The 18,576-nt window shown below is 66.2% G+C and carries 20 protein-coding genes; 19 read left to right on the top strand and 1 reads right to left on the bottom strand.

The features are described 5' to 3' along the window. The first annotated feature begins 5 nt into the window (after nt 1-5). A complete protein-coding gene (locus OHQ90_RS07250) occupies nt 6-839 on the top strand; it encodes a DUF1266 domain-containing protein (RefSeq protein ID WP_328408487.1) in 834 nt (277 codons plus the stop codon). On the opposite strand, the gene OHQ90_RS07255 is transcribed toward OHQ90_RS07250, so the two are convergent. Beyond that, nucleotides 819-1,766 (bottom strand): hypothetical protein, encoded by a 948-nt coding sequence (locus tag OHQ90_RS07255; RefSeq protein ID WP_328408489.1) that lies wholly within the window; start codon nt 1,764-1,766, stop codon nt 819-821. The genes OHQ90_RS07250 and OHQ90_RS07255 overlap by 21 nt on opposite strands. Nucleotides 1,767-2,152: 386 nt before the next feature. Here OHQ90_RS07255 and ftsH point away from each other — a divergent pair, with 386 nt between their 5' ends. From ftsH to OHQ90_RS07345, 18 genes are all read left to right on the top strand, one after another. After that, complete coding sequence (gene ftsH, locus OHQ90_RS07260; RefSeq protein WP_328408491.1) at nt 2,153-4,552, top strand: ATP-dependent zinc metalloprotease FtsH; 2,400 nt, start codon at nt 2,153-2,155, stop codon at nt 4,550-4,552. Nucleotides 4,553-4,828: 276 nt separating this feature from the next. Beyond that, nucleotides 4,829-5,410, top strand: a complete 582-nt coding sequence (gene folE, locus OHQ90_RS07265) for a GTP cyclohydrolase I FolE (protein ID WP_328412658.1) — start codon at nt 4,829-4,831, stop codon at nt 5,408-5,410. Between the two features lie 62 nt (nt 5,411-5,472). Beyond that, entirely contained in the window at nt 5,473-6,300 is an 828-nt protein-coding gene (gene folP / locus OHQ90_RS07270; protein ID WP_328412659.1) for a dihydropteroate synthase, read from the top strand. After that, nucleotides 6,297-6,668, top strand: a complete 372-nt coding sequence (gene folB, locus OHQ90_RS07275; RefSeq protein WP_328408492.1) for a dihydroneopterin aldolase — start codon at nt 6,297-6,299, stop codon at nt 6,666-6,668. The genes folP and folB overlap by 4 nt, the downstream gene beginning before the upstream one ends. Nucleotides 6,669-6,776: 108 nt before the next feature. Next, the gene (folK, locus tag OHQ90_RS07280) at nt 6,777-7,322 is read left to right on the top strand and encodes a 2-amino-4-hydroxy-6-hydroxymethyldihydropteridine diphosphokinase (protein ID WP_328408494.1); all 546 of its coding nucleotides are present in this window, start codon (nt 6,777-6,779) and stop codon (nt 7,320-7,322) included. Beyond that, nucleotides 7,319-7,795 carry a DUF3180 domain-containing protein gene (locus tag OHQ90_RS07285; protein WP_328408496.1) on the top strand — a complete coding sequence of 159 codons (477 nt, stop codon included), beginning with the start codon at nt 7,319-7,321 and terminating at the stop codon, nt 7,793-7,795. The genes folK and OHQ90_RS07285 overlap by 4 nt, the downstream gene beginning before the upstream one ends. 70 nt (nt 7,796-7,865) lie before the next feature. Beyond that, nucleotides 7,866-8,825, top strand: a complete 960-nt coding sequence (locus tag OHQ90_RS07290; protein ID WP_328408497.1) for a DUF6779 domain-containing protein — start codon at nt 7,866-7,868, stop codon at nt 8,823-8,825. Between the two features lie 185 nt (nt 8,826-9,010). Further along, the gene (locus OHQ90_RS07295; protein WP_328412661.1) at nt 9,011-9,943 is read left to right on the top strand and encodes a Rossmann-like and DUF2520 domain-containing protein; all 933 of its coding nucleotides are present in this window, start codon (nt 9,011-9,013) and stop codon (nt 9,941-9,943) included. After that, nucleotides 9,943-10,896, top strand: a complete 954-nt coding sequence (panC, locus tag OHQ90_RS07300) for a pantoate--beta-alanine ligase (protein ID WP_328408499.1) — start codon at nt 9,943-9,945, stop codon at nt 10,894-10,896. Before OHQ90_RS07295 ends, panC begins: the two co-directional genes overlap by 1 nt. 15 nt (nt 10,897-10,911) lie before the next feature. Then, complete coding sequence (gene panD / locus OHQ90_RS07305; RefSeq protein WP_328408501.1) at nt 10,912-11,403, top strand: aspartate 1-decarboxylase; 492 nt, start codon at nt 10,912-10,914, stop codon at nt 11,401-11,403. Between the two features lie 5 nt (nt 11,404-11,408). Beyond that, the gene (locus tag OHQ90_RS07310; protein WP_328408503.1) at nt 11,409-12,206 is read left to right on the top strand and encodes a type III pantothenate kinase; all 798 of its coding nucleotides are present in this window, start codon (nt 11,409-11,411) and stop codon (nt 12,204-12,206) included. A gap of 183 nt (nt 12,207-12,389) precedes the next feature. Continuing rightward, nucleotides 12,390-13,010, top strand: coding sequence for a cysteine dioxygenase (locus tag OHQ90_RS07315; RefSeq protein WP_328408505.1), 621 nt, complete (start codon nt 12,390-12,392; stop codon nt 13,008-13,010). Nucleotides 13,011-13,018: 8 nt separating this feature from the next. Continuing rightward, complete coding sequence (locus OHQ90_RS07320; RefSeq protein WP_328412663.1) at nt 13,019-13,441, top strand: rhodanese-like domain-containing protein; 423 nt, start codon at nt 13,019-13,021, stop codon at nt 13,439-13,441. Nucleotides 13,442-13,738: 297 nt separating this feature from the next. Next, a complete protein-coding gene (gene lysS, locus OHQ90_RS07325; protein ID WP_328412665.1) occupies nt 13,739-15,205 on the top strand; it encodes a lysine--tRNA ligase in 1,467 nt (488 codons plus the stop codon). Nucleotides 15,206-15,321: 116 nt separating this feature from the next. Beyond that, the gene (locus OHQ90_RS07330; protein WP_328408507.1) at nt 15,322-15,681 is read left to right on the top strand and encodes a histone-like nucleoid-structuring protein Lsr2; all 360 of its coding nucleotides are present in this window, start codon (nt 15,322-15,324) and stop codon (nt 15,679-15,681) included. A gap of 214 nt (nt 15,682-15,895) precedes the next feature. Then, nucleotides 15,896-16,519 (top strand): FHA domain-containing protein, encoded by a 624-nt coding sequence (locus OHQ90_RS07335; protein ID WP_442941341.1) that lies wholly within the window; start codon nt 15,896-15,898, stop codon nt 16,517-16,519. A 159-nt stretch (nt 16,520-16,678) separates the two neighbouring features. Continuing rightward, a complete protein-coding gene (locus OHQ90_RS07340; protein ID WP_328408511.1) occupies nt 16,679-17,350 on the top strand; it encodes an anthrone oxygenase family protein in 672 nt (223 codons plus the stop codon). Between the two features lie 75 nt (nt 17,351-17,425). Next, nucleotides 17,426-18,367, top strand: a complete 942-nt coding sequence (locus OHQ90_RS07345) for an esterase/lipase family protein (RefSeq protein ID WP_328408513.1) — start codon at nt 17,426-17,428, stop codon at nt 18,365-18,367. The last annotated feature ends 209 nt before the right edge of the window (nt 18,368-18,576 follow it).

Below are 18,576 nucleotides of genomic sequence, written 5' to 3' on the forward strand. Positions count from 1 at the left end.
GGGGCATGCCTGCCCGCGGTGTGCCCACTCTGACCACGTTCCCCTACGAAGAGCTGGACAAGCGGGAAGAGGACCATTGGTCCGGCGCCGCGGTCTCCGAGAACGAACTGCGATCGTTGGCGCTCGGCGCCTTCTATTCGGCCCGATGGGACGCCTTCCACGACGCGCTGCTGCTCGGCCCCGAACGCGAACATCCGCTCGGTGATCGCCGCGAACTCGCTATCGACACGCTGACCGGTGCCTGGGGCATCACCGACGGCACCGAGGCGCAGGCGTCGATGGAACAGCTGCTCGACGGCATGCACGCGCCGCTGTACGCCATGGTGCATCCGCTGGTGATGGCCTCGATCAACGCGAGCGAGCGGGATCGGTTCGGCGAGCGGGCCGATCGGCACCGCGCCTTTCTGCGTCAGGTCGGCTCGTTCCGTGGCATGGACAATCCCGAGGCGCTCGTGCGCGATTACGACATCTGGTCGCAGGCGATCAAGATCGGTTTCACCGATCACCTTGCCCGGCCGCTGCCGAGTGATATCCACGCCTGGGACCTGGCCCGGGTTGTTGCGGTGGCTCGAATGGCTTTCACCGCAGGCTATCTCGACTCCGACGTCGCATGGGGCTACCTGGCGCGCGCCTTGCCGCTGGCGCAGCGCAAATATAAGAACTGGCGCCAGTTCGGCGATGCCTACCTCACCGGCTGGACCTACTGGCAGGCCTGCGAGGACCTGGCCGAACTCAAGAACGGCGGCGTCGACCGGCGCATGGAACTGCTGCGTCTGTGGACCCGCCCGACCAGCCCGTGGCGGCGGATCGGTTTGCAGTCAGTTCCCGTCGGGGAGTGACCGCAGGATCCCGCGCCCGTAGCGCTGGAACTGCGTGTCGTCGACCATGCCGAGCGAATGCCGCTCGACCAGTAGCTCCCACTCGGAATACAGCTGCGAGACACCGGGATCGGCCGGACCTGCCGCGCCGTCCGCGGAGTCACGCCGGACGGCGAAGTTCACCGCGCAGGTGACCCGCTCGGTGTCGGCCCGGTCGGTGCCGGTGAAATGCAACGTCATATTGCCGTCGTGCACGTCGATGCCGGTCTCGCCGCGGATCGAGCCGATCTCACCCGGCGCCGGCGCTGAGCCCTCGGTGGTGCGGGCCCACAGCACGGCGGGGATGGGTAACTCGTATGCGTAGCGCGGACCGGTGCCGATGGAAACGAACAGCACCCGTCCGGTGGTCGCCGCAAGCAGTCCCGGTCCGCTGCCCGCAGGCGGGTGCGCCACCGCGATCGCGGTCTCCAGCACGTATTCGTCCACTGTGACATAGCGATGCAGTGCGGCTATCGCCGACTTCGCTTCGCGCTTGGGTGCCATCCTGCGCACGGCACGATCCACGTCCGCGCGTGTCGGTCCGGCCTTGCCCCACGCAGGGGCGGGCGGGTTCAGATCGGGGGCGGCCACGTCGATGCGCTGCGAGCTCGAGATCTGATCGTTGATCCGATCGACGATCTCGGTCGCTGCGGGGACATCGTGTTCTGCTATCAATACCGGTAGAGGGGTGCGGTCCGCCGGCACGCCTGTGAGCACCGGAGTGGGGTAACGAAGGTAGATCTCGATTACGACGGCGTCATCGGCGCGCCGGTTCAGTCGGACCTTCAGCAGGTCCGTGACCGGCACATCCAGTACGCGCTCGCCATCGGTGCCCGGTCGCAGGACGATCAGTCGCCCGCGCCCGTGCCGCACTATCGCTGTGGGTGTCCGTAGCTCGACTATGTCCATACCCCCTGCGCTCTTGTCTGATTTGCGGCGCTCGCGGTGCCCTGCGTGGTTACGCTGCGCTACCGCCTTCGGGCCCGTCGCTCACGCCGCAGTGTTGTGTCGTCGCTCACGATAGGCCGAACATGCCATGATTGTGACCACTTGGAGTAACCCGACCGGAGACCTCGGGAACCACCGTCGTTCCCCGGCCGTTTACCTGTCGAACTGCACCAACTGCCGAACTGCGCGATGTATCGAGTAGACCGTACGCGGTAACGTGGCATGTCCGCATCCGAACCCACCCGGAATCCGGCTGGGAGCAGGGTGAGAACTGGCACCGCCGACCCCGACGCTTCGCAGGCATGCACCGGAGAACCGGAAAGGACTGGCCGCCCGGCCTACGCTCTATGAACCGCAAGACTGTGTTTCGCACCCTGGCCATAGTCTCGGGCATCTTGCTCGTGATCTATGCGTTCAGCTATTTCGGCAATGACACGCGCGGCTGGAAGAGCGTCGACACCTCGGTGGCGTTGACTCAGCTGAACGACAAGAGCAACGTCAAGAACGTCCAGATCGACGACCGCGAGCAGCAGCTGCGTATCGAGCTGAACAATGGCAACGACGCAACCAGTGGCTCCAACAAGATCATCGCCAAGTATCCGGGCGGTGGCGAGGCGTCCGCGCAAGTATTCGAAGCTCTGCAGAAATCCGGCGCGCCGTTCAACACCGTGGTCAAACAGGAGAGCTGGTTCACCCAGATCCTGCTGTTCGTGCTGCCGATGGTGATTCTGCTCGGCCTCTTCATTTTCGTGATGTCCCGGATGCAGGGCGGTGGTCGCGGCGGCATGATGGGCTTCGGTAAATCGAAGGCCAAACAGCTGTCCAAGGACATGCCCAAAACCACATTCGCGGATGTGGCAGGCGCCGACGAGGCTGTCGAAGAGCTGTACGAAATCAAGGACTTCCTGCAGAACCCGGTGCGCTATCAGGCGCTCGGCGCGAAGATTCCGAAGGGCGTGCTGCTCTACGGTCCGCCGGGAACCGGTAAGACGCTGCTGGCCCGCGCCGTCGCAGGTGAGGCGGGCGTGCCGTTCTTCACCATCTCCGGTTCGGACTTCGTCGAGATGTTCGTCGGTGTCGGCGCCTCCCGGGTGCGCGACCTGTTCGAGCAGGCCAAGCAGAACAGCCCGTGCATCATTTTCGTCGACGAGATCGACGCGGTCGGCCGCCAGCGCGGCGCCGGCCTCGGCGGCGGTCACGACGAGCGCGAGCAGACCCTCAACCAGTTGCTCGTCGAGATGGACGGCTTCGGCGACCGCACCGGTGTGATCCTGATCGCGGCCACCAACCGCCCCGACATCCTCGACCCGGCGCTGCTGCGTCCGGGCCGGTTCGACCGGCAGATCCCGGTCAGCAATCCCGACCTCGCCGGTCGTCGCGCCATCCTGCGGGTGCACTCGCAGGGCAAGCCGATCGCGCCCGAGGCCGATCTCGACGGTCTGGCCAAGCGCACCGTCGGCATGTCCGGCGCGGACCTCGCGAATGTGATCAACGAGGCCGCCCTGCTCACCGCGCGTGAGAACGGCGCGGTGATCACCGGCGAACAGCTCGAGGAATCGGTCGACCGCGTTGTCGGCGGTCCGCGCCGCAAGAGCCGGATCATCAGCGAGCACGAGAAGAAGATCACCGCCTACCACGAGGGTGGCCACACCCTTGCCGCGTGGGCGATGCCGGATATCGAGCCGGTCTACAAGGTCACCATCCTGGCCCGCGGTCGCACCGGCGGTCACGCCATGACGGTGCCCGAGGACGACAAGGGCCTGATGACCCGCTCGGAGATGATCGCCCGCCTGGTGATGGCGATGGGCGGCCGTGCGGCCGAGGAACTGGTGTTCCACGAGCCGACCACCGGTGCGTCCTCGGATATCGACCAGGCGACCAAGATCGCGCGCGCGATGGTCACCGAATACGGCATGAGCGCTCGCCTCGGCGCGGTGCGCTACGGCCAGGAACAGGGTGACCCGTTCCTCGGTCGCTCGATGGGCATGGGTTCGGACTACTCGCACGAGGTCGCGGGCGCCATCGACGAGGAGGTGCGCAACCTGATCGAGGCCGCGCACACCGAGGCGTGGGCGATTCTCAACGAGTACCGCGACGTGCTCGATGTCCTCGCGACCGCGCTGCTGGAGCGAGAGACGTTGCACCGCAAGGATCTCGAGGAACTGCTCGCCACGGTGGAGAAGCGGCCGCGGATCACCGCGTTCAACGACTTCGGTGATCGACTGCCCTCGGACAAGCCGCCGGTGAAGACGCCGGGCGAGCTGGCCGCCGAGCGCGGCGAGCCGTGGCCGCCGCCGGAGTCGCCGGTGCCGCCGGTGCCCGCGGGTACCGCTGCCAACGGCTACCTCGAGCCGGGCTACCAGAACCCGCCGCAGTACGGCTACCCCACACCGCCCGCGACCGGTTATCCGCTGCCGCAGGCCCCGACGGCGGCCTACCCGCGCCAGGGTGGTGCGACGCACGGCTCGCGGCCGGACTACGGCGCTCCGGCCGGTTGGTCGGCGCCGGGCTGGCCGCCTCGGGACGAGCCGCAGCAGCAGCCCGGGCAACCGGGCTACGGCGGCGGCCGGCCGGGTCAGGGCGACCCGCAGACACGGCACGGCTATCAGCAGCCGTGGCATCAGCCACCGGGTGGCCAGCCGGGTCCCGGTCGCGGCGATCAGGGCGGCTACGACGAGCAGGGACGGGCCAACCCGGCCGACGAGGGCGACAATCGCGATTGGGATGGACCGAACGGTCGGCACTGAAACGGTGGCGGCGGTCTCGGGACCCGAGTGGTCCCGAGCTGCCGCCTTCGGGCCCGTCGTTCGTGCCACGGCCAGCGACGATTAGGCTCGACCATCGGGGTGCCGAGTAATTGCCGGCACCCGAGATTTTGGAGGTGTCCTCGATTGTCGGCCAAGAATCATGTCGGCGGCCACGCGCTAGCGGAGTCGGGCGGTGGCCAGTCGGAGAACGGCCAGTCGGACAACCGCGAGCACCACGGTGCAGGCTCGGCTGTTGCCAAGCCGGAACTCGTCGCCCTGGAGACCGGTAGGCCGTTCGACCAGGACCGCGCCGAAGCCGCAATCCGAGAGTTGCTGCTCGCGGTCGGGGAGAACCCGGACCGTCCCGGCCTGCTCGACACCCCATCCCGCGTTGCCCGCGCCTACCGAGAGATGTTCGCCGGCCTCTACATCGAGCCGGATTCGGTGCTGAACACCACCTTCGACGAGGGCCATCAGGAGCTCGTGCTGGTGCGCGACATCCCGATGTACTCGACCTGTGAGCACCACCTGGTCTCTTTTCACGGTGTCGCGCACGTCGGGTACATCCCCGGCCCGCACGGCCGGGTGACCGGACTATCGAAGCTGGCGCGGCTGGTCGATCTCTACGCCAAGCGCCCCCAGGTGCAGGAACGCCTGACCAGTCAGATCGCCGATGCTGTCATGCGCAAGCTGGACCCGCGCGGCGCGATCGTGGTGGTGGAGGCCGAGCATCTGTGCATGGCGATGCGCGGCATCCGCAAGCCGGGCGCAAGCACCACCACCTCAGCGGTGCGCGGCCTGCTGCAATCCAGTGCCGCCTCGCGGGCGGAGGCCCTCGATCTCATTCTGCGGAAGTGAGTGAGTTCGCGGTGTCCGGTCCCGGGAATGTCACTCCACGTGGGGGACGCTCCTGCGTGGTGATGGGTGTCGTCAATGTCACCAGCGACTCCTTCTCCGACGGCGGCAAGTACCTCGACCCCGGTCTGGCCATCGCACACGGCATCGAGTTGTTCGAGGCCGGCGCGGACATCGTCGATGTGGGGGGTGAATCGACTCGCCCCGGCGCCGTCCGGATCGATCCGGAGACCGAGGCGGCTCGGGTGGTTCCCGTTATTCGCGGCCTGGTTGCCGCGGGCGTGCCGACCAGCGTCGACACCATGCGCGCCAGTGTGGCCGATGCGGCGCTCGCGGCCGGAGTCAGCGTGGTGAACGACGTCTCGGGTGGTCGCTCCGACCCGGACATGGTGAAAGTCGTCGCCGCGGCCGATGCGCCGTGGATTCTCATGCATTGGCGAGCGGGCGCCGACTATCGGCACACCGGACCCGCCGACCAGTACGACAATGTCGTCGCCGAGGTGCTCGCCGAGCTGTCCGCGCAGGTGGAGCTGGCCGTTGCGGCCGGTGTCGATCCGGGCAGGTTGATCCTGGATCCCGGCCTAGGTTTCGCCAAGAACGCCGAACACAATTGGGCACTGCTCGGTGCGCTCCCCGAATTGGTCGGCAACGGATTGCCGATTCTCATCGGAGCGTCGCGCAAACGTTTTCTCGGCGCGCTACTCGCCGATGCCGCGGGCCCCCGCCCACCGGATGGTCGCGAGACCGCCACCGCGACCATTTCGGCGCTGGCCGCCCAGCATGGCGCCTGGGGCGTGCGCGTGCACGATGTCCGCGCCTCCCTGGATGCCATTGCCGTCACCGACGCCTGGCAGCGCGCCGCCGGGCAGAATTCGCGAGGAGCCGACCGATGAGCGACCGAATCGAGCTGCGCGGCCTGCGTGCCTTCGGCCATCACGGAGTATTCGAGCACGAACGCCAGGACGGGCAGGAGTTCATCGTCGACCTCACGGTGTCGGTCGATTTCGCCGTTGCCGCTGCGTCCGACGATCTCGCGGCCACCGTCGATTACGGCAGGCTGGCCGAACGGGCCGTGCGTATCATCCAGGGCCCGCCGCGCAATCTCATCGAGACGGTGGTCTCCGAGATCGCCGACGACGTAATGACCGATCCGCGCATCCAGTCGGTCGAGGTGGTGGTGCACAAACCGTCCGCGCCGATTCCGCATACCTTCGCGGATGTGCGGGTTGTCACCGCGCGGCACCGGGAGCGCGCGGCGTGACATTCCGCGATGATGCGCCGACGACCCGCGAGGTGTGTTCGTGAGCGAGCGAACCATGTCACAGCGCGCGGTGCGCTCGATGGAGCCGAGCCGCAGCGAGGCGGCGTCGTGAGTAGGGCCGTGCTCTCGATCGGGTCGAACCTGGGGGACCGGCTCGCCCATCTGCGCAGTGTGATCGACGGTTTCGGACCGCGGGTCGTCGCGGTGTCGCCGGTGTATTCGACCGCGCCGTGGGGCGGGGTCGAACAGGAAGACTATCTGAATGCCGTTGTGCTGGTGGACGATCCGGATTTCGACTGCCGAGACTGGCTGCTCGGTGGCAGGCGGCTGGAGCAGGCTGCCGATCGGGTTCGCGAGGTGCGCTGGGGCGCAAGGACTCTCGACGTCGATGTGATCTGGTGTGCCGGAGCGGACGGTACCGCCTGCCGCAGCGCAGATCCGGAACTGACACTGCCGCATCCGCAGGCGCACAATCGGGCCTTCGTCCTCATCCCGTGGCTGGACGTCGAACCGGACGCGGTGCTCGAGGTCGACGGCATTACCTTGCCGGTGCGCGATCTGGTTGCTGGACTCGACGCCGCCGAACGCGCCGGCGTGCGAGCGACCGAGTTTTCGTTGGCATCGGCCAAGCCTGCGGAGGGGTCGTTGTCGTGAAGCTCAAACCGACCCGAATCTGGGATCTGCTGGCGAATGTCGTCACCGCGGCTGTCATCGCGTGGGTCGCCACCCGGCTGGCCTACAGTAATTTCCCGCCGATATCGAACTTTGCGGGCGCGTCGCTATACCCGGTGGCCGCGATCGAGGTGGCCCTCGCCTTCGTGATCCGCAGCCGGGTCAACGACCACGAGATCGGTAACGGCACCCACCAGCTGCATCCGATCACCGCGGCCCGCGCGGTCGCGCTGGCGAAGGCGTCTGCCCAGGTAGGGTCGCTCGCGGCCGGAGTCTGGCTGGGTTTCCTGTGCTGGGTGCTGCCGCAGCGCGGCACGTTGCGTGCGGCCGCGGCGGACAGTCCGAGTGCGGTCGTCGGCATGCTCGCGGGGGTGGCACTGGTTGCTGCAGCACTGTGGCTCGAGTATTGCTGTCGTGCGCCGGACGATCCTTCGGACGATCCAGCAACTACATAGCAAGTATTCTTTGCGGAATAGCCACAGCTGATTAGTAGCGTGGCTCGCCATCCACGCTACCCTGGCGTCCATGGTTTCACCCTCCCGTAGCAGCAGTTCCCGTCGGCGGCGGGACGATGCGGGAAAATTGTTCATTGGTGTCTTGATTCTGTTCGGTCTGGTTGCCAGCGTTTTCCTCGTTTTCAGCGACAGTCTGCAATTTGTTCGAATCGGCCTCGTTGCGGCCCTGTGGGCGGCCGTGGTCGGCGCCCTGGCTGCCACGCGGTACCGCAAAGAGGCCACGATCGACAAGGCGAAGGTTCGCGACCTGCAGACGGTGTACGAGCTCCAGTTGGAGCGCGAGATCACCGCCCGCCGCGAATACGAGCTCGGCATCGAGTCGCGCGTGCGCGCGGAGGTGGGGGCGGACGCCACCGAGATCGCCGCGCTCCGCGCCGAACTCACCGTACTCAGGCAGAGCCTGCAGCGCCTCTTCGACGGCGATCTGCCGATGGACCGGCCCGCGCTGCGCGCGGACGCGACCCGGATTCACGAGCTCCCCAGCGCGCTCGCTGATCCGGCGAACGATAGCTCTGGGAATACCGACGGTCGCGGGTACATGGGCCCTCAGCAACCACGCAGCAGTGTCACCCCGGTGTTCGTCGCGGATCATCCCGAGCCGCCGATGTTCGCAAGCCCTTTCGACGAACCGGTCACCGCCGAGACCGCCGTGGTCCCGCTCGAGTCCGACGACGAGCTGAGCGCCGCCGAGATCACCGACGTCGAGATCGATCGGCACTCCGAGCCGCTCCAGCCGACGCACGGCTGGGCCGACGCCTTCACCGAAGAGCCGCCGCCCCCGATCCAGCCGCAGCCGGCGCCACAGCCGCAGGCGGCCCGCCCCACCACCTCCGCGCCATCGGTCGGCACCCCGACCTCCCGCCGCCGCCGCCGTGTCGACCCCGACGCGGACTCCGGCAATTCCTCGCGGCGTCTCTCGGTGGCCGAGATCATGGCGAACCTGCAGTCGGAGGAAAACGGCCGCAGATAGCAGCACTGCGGTGTAAATCACGCCGGTGCCGCATGGCATCGGCAAACCCGAGGCCGATATCCTCGTGACGTAACGTCCGGTACCCGCATGGCGGGACTGGAACGGATCAAGCGCTGGGACGGACGAGTGTCCGGCCATCGCACTTCGAGAGGACAACGTTGACCTCGAGTTCTGGCAACGAGCCGGTGCGTGCCGGCACCGAGCCTGCGGGCTTCGACCCCGCGCCCGCACGACTGACGGTGGGAATCGTCTCGGCGGGACGCGTCGGCTCGGCACTCGGTGCGGCACTCGAGCGCGCCGGGCACGTGGTGTTCGGCGTCGCCGCGATTTCCGATGCTTCCGTGCAGCGGGCGCGTACCAGGCTGCCCGATTCCGAGATCCTGCCCGTCGAGCAGGTGGCGGCCCGCAGCGAGTTGCTGCTGCTCGCGGTGCCCGACGCCGAATTGGCCGGGCTGGTTCGTGGTCTCGCCGGTGCGGGCGTGGTGCGGCCGGGCACGATCGTGGCGCACACTTCGGGCGCCAATGGTGTAGCCGTGCTCGCCCCGCTCGCCGCGTTGGGCGCGCTGCCGCTGGCCATCCATCCCGCGATGACCTTCACCGGCCACGACGAGGACCTGGCCCGGCTCGGCAACGCCTGCTTCGGGGTCACCGCGGCCGACGAGGTCGGCTTCGCCATCGCGCAGGCCCTGGTGATCGAAATGGGCGGTGAACCGGTCCGCGTCCAGGAGGAGAACCGCCAGCTCTATCACGCGGCTCTGGCCCATGGCAGCAATCATCTCGTGACGGTGATCGTCGATGCAGTCGCCGCGCTGCGCACCGCGCTGTCCGGTCCGGGCCTGCTCGGCCAGCAGGTCGTCGACGATCAGCCGAACGGTTTGGCGGAGCGGCTGCTTGCCCCGCTGGCCTCTGCCGCGCTCGACAATGCGCTGCGCCGAGGCCAATCCGCGCTCACCGGCCCGGTGGCGCGTGGTGACACGGACGCCGTTGTGGCGCATCTGGCCGCGCTGGAAGCCGTCGATACCCGGCTGGCCGCGGGGTATCGCGCGCTGTCGCTGCGCACGGCCGAGCGCGCCAAGACCAATCCCGCCCTGATCGAACTGCTGGAAGGACGCCGATAATGGATCCGAAATTGCGCGGTACCTTCCGGCCGGGCGAGCTGACCGTGCACCACGATCCCGCGGTGATCCAGGCGGTCTCGAAGGCGCTGCGCGGCGTCGGCCGCACCGTGGGCCTGGTGCCGACGATGGGTGCACTGCACGAGGGACACCTGGAGATCGTGCGCCGCGCCAAGCGGACCAACCAGGTCGTGATCGTCTCGATCTTCGTGAATCCCCTGCAATTCGGTGCGGGCGAGGACCTGGACAAATATCCGCGCACCCTGGACGCCGATGTGGAGCTGCTCCGCAAGGAGGGCGTGGAATTGGTGTTCGCACCCAGCGCGGCCGATATGTACCCGGACGGCATGCGGACCACGGTGCACCCCGGTCCGGTCGGCGCGGAGCTGGAGGGCGCGAGCCGCCCGACGCATTTCACGGGTGTGCTGACCGTGGTCGCCAAGCTGTTGCAGATCGCGAAGCCGACCGAGGCATTCTTCGGTGAGAAGGACTACCAGCAACTCACGCTGATCCGGCAGCTGGTTCGCGACCTGAACTTCGACGTGAAGATCGTTGCGCTGCCGACCGTCCGCGAGCCCGATGGTCTCGCACTGTCATCTCGCAATCGGTACCTGGATGCGGCGCAACGGGAATCGGCGCTCGCCCTGTCGGCTGCGCTGGCCGCCGGCAAGCACGCGGGCGGCCTGGGTGCGGAAGCCGTGCTCGCCGCGGCGCGTGGTGCCCTCGACGCCGCGGCAGGCGTCGAGCTCGACTATCTCGAATTGCGGTCATCGACCCTCGGTCCCGCGCCCGCCAACGGAAATGCCCGGCTGCTCGTCGCGGCCAAGGTCGGCGCCACCCGGCTGATCGATAACACGGCCGTGGCGCTCGGTGCGCCGGTCGACGGCGGCCATCCCACACTTCCCGATTCGCGCGCAGCCGCGGACGACTCCCAGCCTGCCCAGGCCAACATTTAGGAAAGGGCGACGACGATGTTGCGCACCATGATGAAGTCGAAGATCCACCGTGCCACGGTGACCCATGCCGATCTGCACTACGTCGGCTCGGTGACCGTCGACCAGGATCTGCTCGACGCCGCCGATCTGCTCGAGGGCGAGCAGGTCTGCATCGTCGATATCGACAACGGCGCCCGCTTGGAGACCTATGTGATCGCGGGCGAGCGTGGTTCCGGCGTGATCGGAATCAATGGCGCCGCAGCCCATCTCGTCCACCCCGGTGACCTGGTCATTTTGATCGCCTACGGGATGATGGACGAGGCCGAGATCCGCGAGTACGCCCCGAAGGTGGTATTCGTCGACGATGCCAACCGTCCGACCGACCTCGGCTCGGATCCGGCGCATGCACCGGTGGGCTCCGGCCTGGTCACCCCCCGCACATTGACCGCCGCAGTGTCCGAGGCGCCATTCGCGGGGCCCGCCGTGGTTTCGCAGGCGGCCGCCTCCGTGCCCGTCGCGCACGTCTGACGGCCATGCTGCTGGCCATCGATGTCCGCAACACCAGCATCGAGCTGGGCCTTTTCTCCGGCAGCGGCACCCACGCGAAGCTCGCCAGGCACTGGCGGATGCACACCAATCCACTGCTGACTGCGGACGAGTTCGCCATGCAGGTGCGCGGCCTCGTCGGCGCCCAGGTGGAGGAAATCGTCGGGGTCTCGGCACTGTCGACGGTTCCGCCGGTGCTGCGTGAGATCCGGACGATGCTGCATCGCTATTGGGAGAATCTGCCGCATGTGGTGGTGGAACCCGGTGTGCGCACCGGAATTCCGCTGCTCGTCGACAACCCCAAGGAAATCGGCGCCGACCGTATCGTGAACACCCTTGCCGCACACCATCTTTACGGCACCGCCGCGATCGTCGTCGATTTCGGCACGGCGACCACCGTCGATCTGGTTTCGGCGAAGGGCGAATTTCTCGGCGGGGTGCTTGCGCCCGGTGTGGAGATTTCCAGCGAGGCGCTGATCGAGCGCGCCGCGCTGCGCCGGGTGGAGTTGGCGCGCCCGCGCTCGGTGGTCGGCAAGAACACCGTGGAGGCTATTCAGTCCGGCGCGATTTTCGGTTTCGCGGGCTTGGTCGACGGCCTGATCGATCGGATACGCGACGAATTCGATGCCTTTGCCGGTGATGATGTGACGATCGTCGCAACCGGTGCGAGCGCGCCGCTGATCGTCCCCGAGTCCGAAACAATCGACCACCACCAGCCGCATCTGACCCTGACCGGCCTGCGTCTGGTCTACGAACGTAACCAGCGCAGGAAGGGAACTGCTTGATGTCCCCGCTTTCCACTATTGGGAAGGCGAAAGGAAATCGAGTGGGCGGTTCACGCTCTGCTACACTCGCAACCGTGTATTTCCGTGTGCGCACCCAGGAGTGTTGTCGAGGCTGATCCAGCCTCGACCGTTCGAGGCTGACCAAGTCCCTCGACCGTCGATACACTTCCTGGAGATTCGCTCATGCGTTCTTCTGTTCTTTCTCTTTCTTCCGCACGGGACGCCCTTTCGGCTACTCCGCCGCTGGATCGTGCTGTCGCACCCGCACTGCCAACCCGCCTGCGTCCCGCCGATCTGCTCCGGCTGACCGACGAGGGTGCCGAGGACGTGCTCAGCGGCCGCTACGACCATCTGCTCCCGGCCGAGGGGGTGTGGCCTGCCGAGGAACGCTGGGCGACCAGGCTACTCGCCGACGACGAGGTCGATGTCTGGCTGATCAGCTGGACCCCCGGCAAATCCACCGAATTGCACGATCATGCCGGATCGCTCGGCGCCTTGACCGTACTGAGTGGCGCTCTCTCCGAATTCCGTTGGAACGGAAAGGAATTGCGGCGCCGCACGCTCACCGCGGGTGATCAGGCCTCGTTCCCGATCGGCTGGGTGCACGACGTCATGCGTGCGCCTGCCGGCCCACGTCCGGTTACCGACAACACCGCCGAGTCCGTCGGCCCACTCGATCCGACGCTCAGCGTGCATGCCTATTCGCCGCCGCTCACTGCCATGTCCTATTACGAGGTCACCGGCCACGGCACCCTGCGGCGCACCCGAACCGTCCTCACCGACCAGCCCGAAGGCGATATGTAATGACCCGTTTGACCATCGATCAGATGCTGGACAACGCGCGGGCCCAGCTGAACCGGATCTATGCGTTCGAATTGCCGGAGGCGCTCGCACGGGGCGCGATTCTGGTGGACATCCGTCCCCAGGCCCAGCGCGGCCGTGAAGGCTCGCTGCCCGGCGCCCTTGTGATCGAGCGCAATGTCCTGGAATGGCGATTGGACCCCACCAGTTCCGCGCGTTTGGCACTGGCCGCCGATCATGATGTGGAATGGATCATCGTCTGCTCGGAGGGCTATACCTCCAGTCTCGCCGCCGCCGCGTTGCAGCAACTCGGACTGCATCGGGCGACCGATGTGATCGGCGGCTACCAGGCGATGAAGGCGGCGAGCCTGCTCACCATCGGAATCCAGGCGCCGCACTTCGCGCGTGCGGTGGATGCGCTCGCCTCGCTGTAATTGCCGACGATTTAGTTCTATCTTGAAATAGTCCGTGGCACAGTGGGTTTCGTGTACGACCTGGTCTCGCGGGGGATCTCGGCCTACGAAAAACCGGTCGCGGTCGCGCGCGGGAACCGCTGCCGACTCGTTACTCTGCAGTAGTGCACGGGCGGCTCGCAAAACGATTTCCGGTGCCCGCTAGTGTTGTTGGATGTGAGCACCCCGAACACGCCCTCGTCCGGTCGCTCTGCGGGTTCGGTTCCTGCGGAGCAATCAAGCCCAACCGCGCCCGAAGTAGATGACGCGCCGGAGCAGATACGGATTCGCAGGGAGAAGCGCGAGCGCCTGCTCGCCGACGGTGGTGAGGCATATCCGGTCGTCGTGCCCCGCACGCATACCCTCGCCGAAATTCGGTCGGCCTATCCGGATCTGGCGGCGGACACGCAGACCGGCCTGCAGGCCGGTGTAGCGGGCCGCGTCATATTCATGCGTAATACCGGCAAGCTATGTTTCGCGACACTGCAGGAGGGTGACGGCACCAAGCTGCAGGCGATGATCAGCCTGAACGGTGTCGGCGCCGATGCGCTCGCGGCGTGGAAGTCCGATGTGGACCTCGGTGACTTCGTTTTCGTGCACGGTGAGGTCATCTCGTCGCGGACCGGCGAATTGAGCGTTATGGCCGATTCCTGGTCCATGGCTGCCAAGTCGCTGCGGCCGCTGCCGGTCGCGCACAAGGAGATGAACGAGGAGTCCCGGGTTCGGCAGCGTTATGTCGATCTGATCGTGCGCCCCGAGGCCAGGGAAATGGCCAGGACCAGGGTCGCGGTCGTGCGTGCGATGCGCAATGCCTTGGAGCGTCGCGGATTCCTCGAGGTCGAGACCCCGATGCTGCAGACACTGCACGGCGGTGCGGCGGCCAGGCCGTTCGTCACTCGTTCGAATGCCCTCGATATGGACCTCTACCTGCGAATTGCGCCGGAACTGTTCCTCAAGAGGTGTGTGGTCGGCGGCCTGGAGCACGTCTTCGAGATCAACAGGAACTTCCGTAACGAGGGTTCGGACTCTACGCATTCGCCGGAGTTCGCGATGCTGGAAACATACCAGGCATACGGCACCTACGACGATGCACAGCGCATGACCCGAGAATTGGTGCAGGAAGTTGCGCAGGAGGTGTTCGGCACGCAGGTGGTGACTCTCGCGGACGGCACCGAATATGATCTGCGCGGTGAGTGGACAACAGTAGAGATGTACCCCTCGCTGTCTGATGCACTGGGTGTCTCGGTCACTCCGGAAACGTCGGTTTCGGAATTGCGCGCACTTGCCGATCGGGTCGGTCTGGAAATTCCGGAAGACAAGGGCTATGGCCACGGCAAACTTGTAGAAGAACTGTGGGAACACCAGTACGGCGACAAGTTGTACGCCCCCACATTCGTGCGCGACTTCCCGGTGGAGACCTCGCCGCTCACCAGACAGCATCGGAGCAATCCTGGAGTTACCGAGAAGTGGGACCTCTATGTGCGCGGCTTCGAGTTGGCAACGGGCTATTCGGAGTTGGTCGATCCGGTGATCCAGCGCGAGCGGTTCGTCGACCAAGCGCGGTTGGCCGCGCAGGGTGACGACGAGGCCATGCTCCTCGACGAGGACTTCCTTGCCGCGATGGAGCACGGCATGCCTCCGACAACGGGTACAGGTATGGGAATCGATCGGTTGTTGATGGCACTCACGGGATTGGGAATCCGCGAAACGATACTGTTCCCAATTGTGCGTCCAGTCACTCGCTGACCATCGGATTCCATACCGCAGCTCCCCGTCTTGGAATTTTCGAAATTCGGGGTATTCTTGCCTCGGGTAATCGGCCTAGTATGCGGGTCGCACGATTTCGAGAGGACGTTCATCTCATGGCAAAGAAGGTCACCGTTAGCCTGATCGACGATGTCGACGGTGAGTCCATCGCGGACGAGACCATCGAGTTTGCGATCGACGGTGTTTCGTACGAGATCGACCTGTCGTCGGCAAATGCGTCGAAGCTGCGCGACGGGCTGGAAGAGTGGGTTTCGAGTGCTCGGCGCGTGAGCGGCCGACGTCGCGTCAAGGCTGCGGTCGCGGCGGCTGGAAGCCCGAAGAGCCGGGTCTCGATCGATCGTGAACAAAGTGCTGCAATTCGCGAGTGGGCGCGCCGTAATGGCCACAAGGTGTCCGCACGGGGTCGAATCTCCGCCGACATCACCGATGCGTACAACAAGGCTGCGAAGGCCTGAGTTTCTCTATTTTCGGGCTGCCGCCCGGGCAAATCGTGCGACGCCCGGGCGGCAGCTACTTTTTTTGATAGGTCTTCGATATGGCAAGAAGGCCGCACGCGGTGACGCTGCCGCGCCGGGCCGCCGCGATCTTGCTCGCCGAACCGGGACACGGCACCATGGAAACTGTGCAGACGATGTCACCGACGGTATGGAGAGATGGGGGATCGGGGCAGTGACTGCATTCGTCGGATCATTGTTGCGGTTCACTGATGACGAGGGACGTCAGCAGGAGCTGATGCTCACCGCGGACCAGCAGCGCATCACCATCGGCCGTTCCCCGCAGGCCGATTTGGCGTTGCCGTGGGACGCCGAGGTCTCCCGCCTGCACGCGGCCGTCGAGTATCTCGGTGCGCATTGGACCATCGTCGACGACGGCCTGTCCCGCAACGGCACCTTCATCAACGGCGAGCGGTTGGTCGGCAGGCGCCGGCTGATGGCGGGCGATCGAATTCGGGTCGGCACCTCGCTGGTGTCATTTCATGATTTCGGTGGCGTGGCCGATGAGGCCACCAGGACCTCGACCGGCTCGATACCGACATTGCGCTCACTCACCGAGACGCAGCACGCGGTGTTGATCGCACTGTGCCGTCCGTACAAGAACGGGGCGGGCTTCGCCACCCCCGCCTCCAATCAGCAGATCGCCGACGAACTGTTCCTCAGCGTCGATGCGATCAAGACACATTTGCGTGCGCTGTTCGCCAAGTTCGGCGTGGAAAGTCTCCCGCAGAACCTCAAAAGAGTGCGCCTCGCAGGCCTCGCCATGCAGAGCGGTCTCATTTCCGACCGGGATCTGTGAGCCGTCCTTCCATCCCATGGTGCGGGCTGCGACAGGCGTAGACGATCGCGTAGTCGGCCGAGCGTCTCAGCCATGGAGGGTCGTGCTCGGGGGCTGTTGACTAAGAGTCATGACACGGAGCGACAAGGGCTCCGACAGTTCCACGGTAGGAGAAAAACCATGACCGCCTTTCGGATCGCAGCACTAGTGGCGGCCACGCTCACCACCGGCCTGATTGCCGGGCTGTTCTACGCCTACGCGAACTCGGTGATGCCCGCCCTGAATCGCACCGACGACCGCGCCATGATCGACGTGATGCAGAAGATCAATGTGGTGATCATCAACCCGGTGTTCATGATCGGGTTCATGGGCACCGTCGCCTTCTCTGTCCTGGCGGCAGCACTGCACTTGGGCAAGGAGCATCGCACCACGCTGATCTGGGTCGCAGTGGCCTTGGTGCTCAACATCATTGCCTTCGCGGTGACCTCCGGAATGAACGTCCCGCTGAACGATCAGCTCGCCGCCGCGGGTGACCCCGCATCGATCGTCGATCTGGCCCAGGTTCGCGCCGACTTCGAATCCGCTTGGGTCCGTTGGAATATCGTGCGCGCCGTGTTCCACACCCTGGCCTTCCTCGCGCTGATCGGCGCGCTGTTCGTCGCGGGTATGCAGCACGCTCGCAGCACCGCCGCCGTGGCCGGTGCGTCGGTGGGTTCGGCGCCGGGCCGATTCGTCGCCCAGCAGGCGCCGCAGCAGGGAACGCAGTCGCAGGTGCCCGGGCAGTTCTCCGCGCCGCATGCGCACAACCAGTACTCCGCACAATTCGGCGCACCGGCTTACCGCCAGGCCTGATAGTCCGCGGTTTCGCCCCTGCCGGGGCCGAGTGCACGGTAGCTTTCTGGAACACGTTCCAATCTGGGAGGCTTCATGCGACGGGCTCCAGGCGCCGCATTCATCGCAATCGTGCTCGCCGCGCTGTGGATCAGCGCGGCGAGTTCCGCGTATGCGGAGCGTTATACGGTCGACTACAACTTCTTCTCCGGCATCCCCGCCGAACTGATCGACCACGGTGGCTCGCTGCCGGGCTCCAACGACTGGTCGTGCCGCCCGAGCGCCGAGCATCCGAACCCGGTCGTACTCGCCCACGGCACCGGTGGTGGCGCGCAGACGAATTGGGGCGTGTATGTGCCGCTGCTGGCCAATGAGGGCTACTGCGTCTACTCGTTGACCTACGGCGCTTACGGGCTGCCCTGGCCCCTCTCAGCCGTCGGCGGGATGCTTCCGATGGAGCAGGGGGCGGCACAGTTCGGGGCGTTCGTCGATCGCGTCCTCGCGGCCACCGGTGCGAGCCGAGTCGATGTGGTCGGGCATTCCCAGGGCACGGTGGTGCCGAACTACTACGCGAAGCGATTGGGTGGCGCCGACAAGATCGACAAGTACGTCTCGATCGCACCGGCATGGCGCGGTACCAACGCGGGCGGCGCCGGCGCGATCGCCGCGTACGCCGACCGGCTCGGGCTCGGCCCCGCATTCGAGGCGACGGTGGGTTCGCTGTGTCGGGCCTGTATGCAACTTCTCCAGGGTTCGCCCTTCCTGACCCAGCTCAACAGCGATGGCGTCTACGCGCCGACCATCACCTACACCAATATCGTCACCGCATACGACGAAATCGTCGTCCCGTACACCTCGGGGTTCGTCCCGGGGCCGAACGCAACTAACATTGTTGTTCAGGACGGGTGCGCGCTGGACTACTCCGACCATCTGGCGATCGCAGGCAGCCCACGTGCGGCACGTTACGTGCTCAACGCACTCGACCCTTCCCACCCGCGGGACGTCGGGTGCGAGTTTGTTCCCCCGTTCACGGGGTAGCGCGCACACGGCGAGCCGGGGCCGGGTCGGGTCCATGTTCGCTGAGGGCAAAACCTCGGTGGAAACGAATCCCGCAACGTTCACGTTATGAGTGAATGACCGTGCCGCCGCTGGTCCGCAATAGGGTGGACTGGAGGCGGCGGGAACCCCTGCCAACTAGAGTAGAGGCGGGGGCCGCAACCCCCGGGCTTCATGGCAGGCTGGCGCCA

Origin of the sequence: Nocardia sp. NBC_00403 (genome assembly GCF_036046055.1) — a bacterium.
Taxonomy (GTDB): Bacteria; Actinomycetota; Actinomycetes; order Mycobacteriales; family Mycobacteriaceae; genus Nocardia.

Excerpts from the sequence above, each read along its gene's own strand:
- OHQ90_RS07345 (WP_328408513.1), top strand. The coding sequence starts at position 17,426 with ATGCGACGGGCTCCAGGCGCCGCATTCATCGCAATCGTGCTCGCCGCG.
- panC (WP_328408499.1), top strand. The coding sequence starts at position 9,943 with ATGGATCCGAAATTGCGCGGTACCTTCCGGCCGGGCGAGCTGACCGTG.
- OHQ90_RS07315 (WP_328408505.1), top strand. The coding sequence starts at position 12,390 with ATGCGTTCTTCTGTTCTTTCTCTTTCTTCCGCACGGGACGCCCTTTCG.
- OHQ90_RS07255 (WP_328408489.1), bottom strand. The coding sequence starts at position 1,766 with ATGGACATAGTCGAGCTACGGACACCCACAGCGATAGTGCGGCACGGG.
- panD (WP_328408501.1), top strand. The coding sequence starts at position 10,912 with ATGTTGCGCACCATGATGAAGTCGAAGATCCACCGTGCCACGGTGACC.
- OHQ90_RS07330 (WP_328408507.1), top strand. The coding sequence starts at position 15,322 with ATGGCAAAGAAGGTCACCGTTAGCCTGATCGACGATGTCGACGGTGAG.
- OHQ90_RS07290 (WP_328408497.1), top strand. The coding sequence starts at position 7,866 with ATGGTTTCACCCTCCCGTAGCAGCAGTTCCCGTCGGCGGCGGGACGAT.
- OHQ90_RS07340 (WP_328408511.1), top strand. The coding sequence starts at position 16,679 with ATGACCGCCTTTCGGATCGCAGCACTAGTGGCGGCCACGCTCACCACC.
- OHQ90_RS07310 (WP_328408503.1), top strand. The coding sequence starts at position 11,409 with ATGCTGCTGGCCATCGATGTCCGCAACACCAGCATCGAGCTGGGCCTT.
- OHQ90_RS07250 (WP_328408487.1), top strand. The coding sequence starts at position 6 with ATGCCTGCCCGCGGTGTGCCCACTCTGACCACGTTCCCCTACGAAGAG.
- ftsH (WP_328408491.1), top strand. The coding sequence starts at position 2,153 with ATGAACCGCAAGACTGTGTTTCGCACCCTGGCCATAGTCTCGGGCATC.
- folP (WP_328412659.1), top strand. The coding sequence starts at position 5,473 with ATGGGTGTCGTCAATGTCACCAGCGACTCCTTCTCCGACGGCGGCAAG.
- folB (WP_328408492.1), top strand. The coding sequence starts at position 6,297 with ATGAGCGACCGAATCGAGCTGCGCGGCCTGCGTGCCTTCGGCCATCAC.